The sequence below is a fragment of the Halomonas sp. genome (assembly GCF_031581305.1).
Classification (GTDB): Bacteria; Pseudomonadota; Gammaproteobacteria; order Pseudomonadales; family Halomonadaceae; genus Halomonas.
Map to the genome: position 1 here is coordinate 1 of NZ_JAVLBC010000122.1, position 9,678 is coordinate 9,678.

6 protein-coding genes are annotated in these 9,678 nt (G+C 65.8%); 2 read left to right on the forward strand and 4 right to left on the reverse strand.

Annotated elements, in window-relative coordinates; translation table 11 throughout:
• Positions 1-231, forward strand: a 231-nt coding sequence (locus RI841_RS11000; protein WP_310705645.1) for a magnesium transporter, incomplete at its 5' end; no start/stop codon positions are given.
• 84 nt (positions 232-315) lie between these two features.
• Here the strand turns inward: RI841_RS11000 and RI841_RS11005 are convergent.
• The 4 genes from RI841_RS11005 to RI841_RS11020 form a co-directional block, all read right to left on the reverse strand.
• On the reverse strand, positions 316-5,157 hold the full coding sequence (locus RI841_RS11005; RefSeq protein WP_310705646.1) for an NAD-glutamate dehydrogenase: 4,842 nt from the start codon (positions 5,155-5,157) through the stop codon (positions 316-318).
• 190 nt (positions 5,158-5,347) lie between these two features.
• Complete coding sequence (gene trmA / locus RI841_RS11010) at positions 5,348-6,454, reverse strand: tRNA (uridine(54)-C5)-methyltransferase TrmA (protein ID WP_310705647.1); 1,107 nt, start codon at positions 6,452-6,454, stop codon at positions 5,348-5,350.
• 65 nt (positions 6,455-6,519) lie between these two features.
• Positions 6,520-7,296 (reverse strand): glutamate racemase, encoded by a 777-nt coding sequence (gene murI, locus RI841_RS11015; RefSeq protein ID WP_310705648.1) that lies wholly within the window; start codon positions 7,294-7,296, stop codon positions 6,520-6,522.
• Between the two features lie 167 nt (positions 7,297-7,463).
• Positions 7,464-8,009: a hemerythrin domain-containing protein gene (locus RI841_RS11020; RefSeq protein ID WP_310705650.1), complete on the reverse strand. Its 546-nt coding sequence runs from the start codon at positions 8,007-8,009 to the stop codon at positions 7,464-7,466.
• 274 nt (positions 8,010-8,283) lie between these two features.
• On the opposite strand from RI841_RS11020, the gene RI841_RS11025 reads away from it, so the two are divergent.
• On the forward strand, positions 8,284-9,621 hold the full coding sequence (locus tag RI841_RS11025) for a replication-associated recombination protein A (protein ID WP_310705649.1): 1,338 nt from the start codon (positions 8,284-8,286) through the stop codon (positions 9,619-9,621).
• Positions 9,622-9,678: the final 57 nt, after the last annotated feature.

A 9,678-nucleotide genomic window follows, 5' to 3' on the forward strand; every position in this document is an offset into this window, starting at 1 on the left:
GTGGCCGTGCTCGCGGTGCTGTGGTTCGACAGCATCGCCATCGGCGTGATCATCGCCGCCGCCCTGGTGATCAACATGCTGGCCGCCGGCATCGCCGGCATCGTCATTCCGCTGATGCTCAAGCGCTCGGGCATCGATCCCGCCCTCTCGGGGTCGGTGATCCTGACCACGGTAACCGACGTGGTGGGCTTCATGGCCTTCCTGGGGCTGGCCACGCTGTTCCTGCTCTGACCGCTGCCTCGCCTGAGTCCCCGGAGACACGAACCCCCGCCATCGGCGGGGGTTCGTGTCTCTGGCCATGGGCAAGGCGGCCGGTCAGGTCTCGCGATTGCTCTCGGCCAGGTCGACCAGTTCACGTACGGCCACCGCAAAGAGCGGGAACCCTCCATGGCTGCCGCTGCTCACCTCCTCGAGCAGACGGCACCAGCGCCGGTGCATGCCCTCGTGGAGCAAAAGCCACTGCTCGACCCGCTCCGTGGCGTCGCGCGGACCGCCCTCCATCCCCAGAACGCTGATGGTCAGCGCCAGCTGCTGGCGATCGATATCATCGCGGAAAGTCTCGCGGGCCTGAGCCTGCCAGCTGTCACGCACCTTGAGATCGGTGATCTGCTGGATCATCCACGGCAGTTCCAGGCGATCGCCGATGTCGTAGTACACCTCGGCGACGCGCTGGGGCTTCTCGTTGGTCTGGCGAGCCACCTGGATGATGCCGAGTGCCGCATAGAGGCTACCGGCAGCTGCCACGGTAGAGGCCAGGGCCTCCGGCACGCCGGCCTCCGTGAGCTCATTGCGGCGAGCCTCCCAGGCCTCGTGCTCCTCGCCGCGCAGACGCTTGCCGATGTTCTCCTGCAGCTGTGCCAGGCGCGGGGCAAAGAAGTCGATGGCATCCCGGGTGCTCATGCCGGTACGGTTGCGCAGGAACCAGCGGGTGGCACGACGCAGCATGCGCATCAGGTCGAGCATCATGGCGTACTGCACCGCGCACGGCACCTGGTTGTCCAGCGCCTCGATCTGCTCCCAGAGGCGCGGCAGCTGGAAGCTGTCACGCGCGACCACGTAGGAGCGGGCAATGGTGGCGCGGTCGGCACCAGTGGAGTCGATGAGCCGGCGAACGAAGACGATGCCCATATGGTCGACCAGGTCGTTGGCCACCTGGGTGGCGACGATCTCGCGCTTCAGGCGATGGTCGTACATCTCCTCCTTGTAGCGCTCGACCAGCGCCCTGGGGAAGATCCGCTCGACGAACTTGACGATGGTCGGATCGTCCGGCACGTCCGAGGTGATCAGGTCGCCCTTGAGCACGCTCTTGGCGTAGGAGATCAGCACCGAGAGCTCCGGCAGCAGCATCCCCTGCTCGTTGGCGGCGCGCTCGTTGAGTATCTCGTCGTCGGGCAGGAACTCCAGCTCGCGGTCGATCTGGCCGGCGGCCTCGAGCTCGCTGATGAAGCGCCGGAAGGGGCCGATGCCCTGCCGGGACAGGAGCTCGGCGAGATCCAGCGCCTGGGTCTGGCGGTAGTTGTCCAGCAGCACCAGGTCCGAGACCTCACCGGTCATGTCGGCGAGCAGCTGGTTGCGCTGCTTCTCGGTCATGTCGCCACGCTTGACCACCTCGTCGATGAGGATCTTGATGTTGACCTCATGGTCGGAGCAGTTCACCCCGCCGGCATTGTCGATGAAATCGGTATTGACGCGGACGCCTCGGGCGGCCGCTTCCATGCGCCCGCGCTGGGTGAGGCCGAGATTGCCGCCCTCGCCGATGACCCGGCACTGCAGCTCGCGGCCATCGATGCGCAGGCCGTCGTTGGCCTTGTCGCCCACCTGGGCGTCGGTCTCCTCGCTGCCCTTGACGTAGGTGCCGATGCCGCCGTTCCACAGCAGGTCGACCCGAGACTTGAGCATGGCGCGGATCAGCTCGTTGGGCGCCAGCTTGTCCTCCTTGATGCCGAACAACGTCTTCATCTGCCTGGAGATGGGAATGGTCTTGGCCGAGCGCTTGAACACCCCGCCCCCCTCGGAAATCAGCTCGGCGTTGTAGTCCTCCCAGCTCGAACGCGGCATGTTGAACAGACGCTGGCGCTCGGCGAAGCTCGCCGCCACGTCCGGGGTCGGATCGACGAAGATATGCAGGTGGTTGAAGGCCCCTACCAGGCGGATCCGGTCGGAGAGCAGCATGCCGTTGCCGAAGACGTCGCCCCCCATGTCACCGATACCGACCACCGTGAACTCGTCCTGCTGGGTGTTCAGCTCCAGGCCACGGAAATGGCGCTTGACCGACTCCCAGGCCCCCTTGGCGGTGATGCCCATCTTCTTGTGGTCATAGCCGTTGGCTCCGCCCGAGGCGAAGGCATCGCCCAGCCAGTGGCCGTACTCGGCCGAGATCTCGTTGGCGATATCGGAGAAGGTCGCGGTGCCCTTGTCCGCGGCCACCACCAGATAGGCGTCGTCGTCGTCGTGGCGCACCACATCGCGGGGCGGCACGATCTCGCCCCCCACGCGGTTGTCGGTGACGTCGAGCAGGGCACGGATGAAGGTCTTGTAGCAGGCGATGCCCTCCTGCTGGATGGCGTCGCGGTCACCGCCCTCGGGAAGGCGCTTGCAGACGAAGCCGCCCTTGGCGCCCACCGGCACGATCACCGCGTTCTTGACCTGCTGCGCCTTGACGAGGCCGAGCACCTCGGTGCGGAAGTCCTCGAAGCGGTCGGACCAGCGCAACCCGCCCCGCGCGACCTTGCCACCGCGCAGGTGAACCCCCTCCACGCGCGGCGAGCAGACAAAGATCTCGTAAGCCGGCCGCGGCTTGGGCATGCCGGTGACTCGGGAAGGCTCCATCTTGAAGGACATATAGTCCTTGTGACGTCCATTGTCACCCTTCTGGTAGTAGTTGGTGCGCTGGGTCGCCTGGATCAGTTCCATGAAGCGGCGCAGCAGCTGGTCATCATTGAGGCTGGCGACATCATCGAGCAGCCGGATGATGCGCTCCATGCAGGCCTCGATGTCGCCTTCCGGCGGACGTTCGGCCGGATCGAAGCGCAGCTCGAAGAGCGTCACCAACTCGCGGGTGATCTCCGAATGATTGACCAGAGTGGTGGCCATGTAGCTCTGGGAGACACCGAAGCGGATCTGCTTGAGATAGCGGGCATAGCCCCGCAGCATGGCCACCTCGCGCCAGTCCAGGTTGGCGCCGATGATCAGCCGGTTGAAGGGGTCGTTCTCGGCTTCCCCGTTCCAGATACGCTGGAAGGCCTCGACGAAGGGCCCGCGCATTTCCTGCAGGTTGACCTCGGTACTGGTGTGGTGCTCGAGGTCGAAGTCATGGATCCAGTAGCTGCCGTCACGGGCCTGAAGCTCGTAGGGGCGCTCACCGATCACCCTGAGCCCCAGGTTCTCCATCATCGGCAGCACGTCGGAGAGCGGGATGGGCTGGTCACGGTGGAAAAGCTTGAGATTGACACCGCTACCCTCCTCCTCGACCAGTCGGTAGAGGGAGAGCGCCAGCGGAAATCCGTCATCCAGCTCGCTGATGTGCTGCAGGTCGTAGACCGCGGTGCGCGCCGAGAAGTCATCACGATAGCTGGCGGGGAAGGCATCGCGAAAGCGATCCATCAGCAGGTTGGCCTGCTCCTCGCCAAACCCCTCGATGGCGGCGCCCTGGAGGTCGTCGCGCCAGTTGCGGGCCAGTGTCGCCAACTTGGCTTCCAGGCGCCGCAGGTCATAGTCCGCCGGCTGGTCTCCCTTGAAGCGCAGGATGAACTGGATGCGGGCCAGCACCGACTCCGAGAGGTAGGTGTTGAAGTCGCCGAAGGTGGCGTCGAGCTCCTCACAGAGCAGATCCTGGGTGCGCAGACGCAGCTCGGTAGAGAACACATCGCGCGGCACGAAGGCCAGGCAGGAGTAAAACCTGCCGGAGCGATCCTCACGGATGAACAGCCGCACCCGTCGCCGCTCGCGCATGTCGAGGATGCCCAGCGCCGTCTGGGTCAGCTCGTCGGTATCGATCTGGAAGAGGTCGTCGCGGGGATAGACCTCGAGGATGTGCAGCAGGTGCTTGCCGTTGTGCCCCTTGGGATTGAAGCCGGAGTTGCCCATCACCGTCTTGATCTTGCGGCGCAGGATCGGCACGTTGCGCGGCGACTCGTTGTAGACGGTGGCGGTGTACAGGCCGAGGAAGCGCCGCTCGCCGATCACCCGCCCCTGGTCATCATAGCGGTCTATCGAGATGTAGTCGGGATAGGTCGGGCGATGGATCCGCGCATGGTGGGCGCTCTTGGCGAACGACAGCAGCTGGGGGACCAGCACGTAATGGTCTCCCTCGACCCCCTGGTCGGTGCGGATACGCTCCTGGTAACGGGGCTGGTCGAGGCGGAATACGCCCAGCTTGCTTTCGTCGACCCGGTCGAGGCGTTGGCGCCCCTCGGATTCGTGGACGACAAATTCGTCGTAACCCAGAAAGGTGAAGTTGTCATGGAGCAGCCACTCCATGAAGGTAATGGCCTCATCGTGATCGGCGGCATCGATCTGCTCCGGACGCGAGGCCTTGAGCTCTTCAACAGCAGCCTTAGCCTGTTCGCGCATCGGCTCGAAGTCGGCCACTGCCGTGCGCACGTCGCACAACACCTCCTGCAGGCTCGCCTCGATCTCCTCGAGCAGCGTGGGATCCGAGTGGCGGTCAACCTCGATGGCGATCAGCGACTCACGATTCTGCGGGGCATCGGCCTGCCGCGTCGGCGTGACCCGCGTGAGCCGGTGCTGTCCGTCGCGCTCCGTCGCCAGCACGGCATTGTGGATGGCGTGGACGGTCATGCCGCGCCGGTTGAGCTCGATGCGTACCGAGTCAACCAGAAAGGGCATGTCCTCATGGAGCACGGCGATGAAAGTGTGGGTGGACTGCCAGCCATGCTGCTCGAAGTCGGGGTTGAAGACCCGCACCTTGGGATCGGCGGGATCGAACTGCTGCAGGAAGTGCCACACGGCAAGGGTGGCGCCATAGATGTCGTCGAGACGGCGGTCGGCCAGGTCATCGAGCGGTACCGTGGCATAGAAGTGGCGGGCGAAGGCACCGACCTGGGCGGCCTTGTCCTCGTCCAGACGGCCTTGTAGCCGCTCCTCGAGTTGCTTGAGCAGATCCTGGCGAGTCTCCTCGTGTGCGACGTGTTGCATCCATCACCTCGGCTGCCTGCGACCGCCGAAGGCGGCCGTGAGAACTTGACGTGGCGGCCTCCTGGCCGCAGCGCCTTCCAGCTTACGTCACTTCCCGAGCCCACCCCAGCCACATGCCCCTTCACTCATGGAGCATGTCGGTTACGCATCACCGCTTGACTTCGCGCCGCCCACACCGGCCCATGAGGCATCAGCCACGCCGCTCAAGCAGGACCCCACACTCGCAGTGGTGGGTCCAGGGAAACTGGTCGAAAAGCGCGAAACGCCGGATGTCGTGGGTGCGAGTCAGCGTCGCGAGATTCTCGGCCAGGGTCTCGGGGTTGCATGAAATATAGACGATACGCGCATACTCGCTGAGCTGGCGACAGCTCTGTTCATCGAGTCCCGCCCGGGGCGGGTCGACCAGCACCGTGGTGAAGGCGTAGTCATCAAGGGCCATCTCGGCGACCCGGCGCCCCCCCTTCTCGCCCTTCAGGGCCTGGGAGAACTCCTCGGCGGACATTCGGCCGACCTCGGCGTTGTCGATGCCGTTGGTCTCCAGGTTGACCCGGGCACTGGCCACCGAGGTCCGCGAGATCTCGGTGGCCAGCACTCGCCGGAAGTTGTCGGCCAGCGCCACGGTGAAATTACCGTTGCCGCAGTAGAGCTCCACCAGGTCACTGTCCTGGCTGTTCCGGGTGACGTCACGGGCCCAGCCCAGCATCGCACGACAGATCTCGGCATTGGGCTGGGTGAAGCTGTTCTCCACCTGCTGGTAGACGAGCTCGCGATCGTCGACCACCAAGCGTTCCCAGACATGATCCCGCGTCAGTACCAGACGCTGCTTACGGGCGCGACCGATGATCATGATGCCCAACGCCTGCTCGAGACGACGGGCCTCGACCTCCCAGGCCTCGTCGAGCCGGCGATGATAGATCAGGGTGACCAGCGCCTCGCCGGAGAGGGTGGTGAGGAACTCCACCTGGAACAGCCGACGGCGAAGCAGGTCGTTGTCGTGGATGGCATCGAGCAGGCGCGGCATGAGGTCATTGATCTGCCGGCTGGCCACCGGGTAGTTGTCCAGGCGGACTACCGTCTTGCTCTTGGGATCCTCGGGATCGACCTCGAACATGGCGTAGAAGAGATCGTCTCCCTCGTGCCAGAGACGGAATTCGCAGCGCTGGCGATAGTGGCTCGGCGGCGAGGGGAAGACTTCCAGCGACGGCGGCGCGAAGCGAGCGAAGTCGCGGGTGATGCGCTCGCGCTTGGCCTCCAGCTGCTGGTCATAGCGGGCGGGGTCGACGACGGGAATGGCCACGGCGGCTCCTGGGATGAAGATGACAAGATGAAGAAAAAATGACGATGGCCGTGCTCGGGATCGGCTCAAGCGGGGTACAACAGCCTCGGCGGGGCGAAGCCGAAAGTGGCCAGGCCCTTATACAAGCATTCGTCGGGCGCGGTAACGAAGCTCGGCGCGTTGCCTCGGCGAGGGGCGGCAGCCGTCACCACCTGGGCCACCCGGCGGGCGATGGCCTCGCCGGAGTCGATCCAAGTCACCTGACGCGGCGCCGCCTCAGCCAGCCACGGGGCCAGCAGCGGGAAGTGGGTGCAGCCGAGCACCACGGTATCCAGTTGGGGATCGTCCCACAGCAGGGCAAGGGCCTGGCGCAGGGTCGCCTGGTCGGGCATCCCCCCAGCCACCAGGCGTTCCGCCTCGATGACCAGGGCATCCGCGGCGACCCGGGTCACCCGGCAGTCGGCGGCGAAGTCCTGGATCAGCTGCAGGGTATAGGAGCCCGATACGGTCGCGCTGGTCGCCAACAGCCCGATATGGCGCGTCCGGCTCACCCGGGCCGCCGGCTTGATCGCCGGCACGGTACCGACCACGGGGATCGCCAGGCACTCGCGCAAGACGTCCAGCGCCAGGGTGCTGGCAGTATTGCAGGCCACCACCAGGGCACTGCAGCCACTGGCCGCCACGGCAGCCTCGCAGACCGCCCGGATGCGCTGCACCAGCCAGGCATCCTCGCGCTGGCCATAGGGTAGCATGGCATTATCGCAGACATAGGCCAGAGCGGCCTCGGGCTGGCGCCGACGCAGCGCCTGAACCACGGACAGTCCACCGACGCCGGAATCGAAGACCAGGATCGGCCCCGCCATCAGCCCTGCTCCCCCTGCCACGGGGCCGGGGGACACAAGCGGGTCGATGGCTTGGCGAGGAGGAACAGGTTAGACATGACGAAGGGGTGGCCGCTGAGAATGCCGGCCATTCTACCCCAGACCCGGGGCTGAGCCGAAACGCCGGCCCGATCGCGGGTGTGACGGGATCAGGTCATCGGCTCGGGGGCATCACGTAGCTCGGCATAGAGCTCGGGATAGGCCTCCTGCAGCCGCTCCAACTGCGCCTGCGCCCCCTCCGGTAGCGCCTCGGACAACGCCACGAGGTCCTGGTCAGTGAAGTTCTCACGGATCAGCGGGAACAGCAACTCGCGCTCGTCCCGCAGGTAGGCGCGATGGCTATCCAGGTAGGCCTTGAGGTCCTCGGCGAAGCGGTCCATGGGCACAACGGCATCCATCAGGATCATGTCGAGATCATTGGACAGCCGCTTGAGACGAGACTGAAGTGCGCGATAATCCTTGGACATACGCTCGATCACCTCGGCACTCGACGGATCAAGCTCCTTGAGGCGCTCGGTGCAGATCTTCTCGAGCGGCCGGGTGAAGCCTTCCTGGTAGTCGAGGATGTAGTCGACGACCTCCCGGACCAGCTGGAAGTTGGGACGCTCGCCGCTCGCCAGGGACTTCTGCTTGAGATGCAGAACGTGCAACATGCGCGCCATGTTGGCATGATCCTGACGCAACTGCTTCAGCATGGGCATGTCGGGGGTCTCCTCTAAAGCTAAAGCGGTGTGGGATCGAAGGCTATCTCGGATCCTGTCGGACTTATGACCTCGTGACGATCGGTCAAATCGGACAGGCTCGTGAATTGGATTCGCCGCGGCAGGCCGGGTTCACTGGGCCGTGCCGCTCTCCGTGAGGCTGACCTGTCTCAAGCTAGCCCTGCGGGAAGAATTCCGCCTGTCGCCCGAGGTCGTATTGCCTGCGACGACACATCCACTCTAGCAGTCGCGAGCCAAGGAGTCAGAAATGGATCTCTTCCAGCGCAACACGCCCGATGATGCCGCGCCGCTCGCCTTTCGCATGCGCCCGCGCCGGCTCGAGGACTATATGGGGCAGCAGGCGCTGGTCGGCCCCGGCAAGCCGCTGACGCGCATGGCCGAGAGCGGCGTGGTACGCTCGATGATCCTCTGGGGGCCCCCGGGCACCGGCAAGACCTCCCTGGCCGAGATCCTCGCCGAGGTGTCCGGCGCCCACCTGGAGCATCTCTCGGCGGTGATGGCCGGCGTCAAGGAGATCCGTGCCGCCGTCGATCGTGCCCGGGACATGCAAGCGCGCGAGCGCCCCACCCTGCTGTTCCTCGACGAGATCCATCGCCTCAACAAGAGCCAGCAGGACGCCCTGCTGCCCCACGTGGAATCGGGGCTGCTGACGCTGATCGGTGCCACCACGGAGAACCCCTCCTTCGAGGTCAACTCGGCGCTGCTCTCACGCGCCCGGGTGCACGTGTTGAAGTCGCTCGCCGAGGATGAGCTCGTGGCGGTCATGCAGCGGGCGCTGGCCGACGAGGTGCATGGCCTGGGCGCCCGGCAGATCCGCGTGGACGACGGAGTGCTGGCGCTATTGGCCCGGGCCGCTGCCGGGGATGCCCGCCGCGCCCTGGGCCTGCTGGAAACCGCCTGTGACTTCACCGTGGCCGAGAACGACGGCGAGCACCTGCCTCGCCAGGCGCTGGAAGAGATCATCGGTCACCAGGCCAGTGCCTTCGACAAGCAGGGCGACCACTTCTATGACCTGCTCTCGGCGATCCACAAGTCGGTGCGCTCCTCGCGACAGGACGCCGCCCTCCTCTACATCGCCCGCTTCCTGCAGGGGGGCGGCGACCCGCTGGACGTGATCCGCCGCCTCGCGGCCATCGCCTCGGAAGACGTGGGCAATGCCGACCCGCGCGCCCTGCCCCTGGTGATGGCCGCCTGGGACACCTACCTGCGCCTGGGCGACTACGAGGGCCAACGCGCCATCGCCCACGCTGCCATCCATCTGGCGGTGGCCCCCAAGAGCAACGCCATCGACCAGGCCTGGAAGGCCGCCAAGGCCTTCGTGGCAGAGCAGCCACAGCTGGAGGTGCCGACCTACCTGCGCAACGCCCCGACGAAGCTGATGGAGTCCCTGGGGCATGGCCAGGGCTACCGCTACGCTCATCATGAGCCCCACGGCTATCCCGCCGGCAGCGCCCATGACTGCTGGCCTTCCGCCGTCCCCCGGCGACGCTTCTACACGCCCACGGAATACGGCCAGGAGAAGCGCTACGGCCAGCTGATGGCCTGGCGGGAGCAACTCGATGCCGAGGCAGACGAGGGCGCATAGCAGCCAAGCGGCCAAGCGGCCAAGCGGCCAAGCGGCCAAGCGGCCAAGCGGCCAAGC

Coding starts and splice junctions, on each gene's coding strand:
- RI841_RS11005 (WP_310705646.1), bottom strand. CDS start 5,157: ATGCAACACGTCGCACACGAGGAGACTCGCCAGGATCTGCTCAAGCAA.
- RI841_RS11025 (WP_310705649.1), top strand. CDS start 8,284: ATGGATCTCTTCCAGCGCAACACGCCCGATGATGCCGCGCCGCTCGCC.
- murI (WP_310705648.1), bottom strand. CDS start 7,296: ATGGCGGGGCCGATCCTGGTCTTCGATTCCGGCGTCGGTGGACTGTCC.
- RI841_RS11020 (WP_310705650.1), bottom strand. CDS start 8,009: ATGCTGAAGCAGTTGCGTCAGGATCATGCCAACATGGCGCGCATGTTG.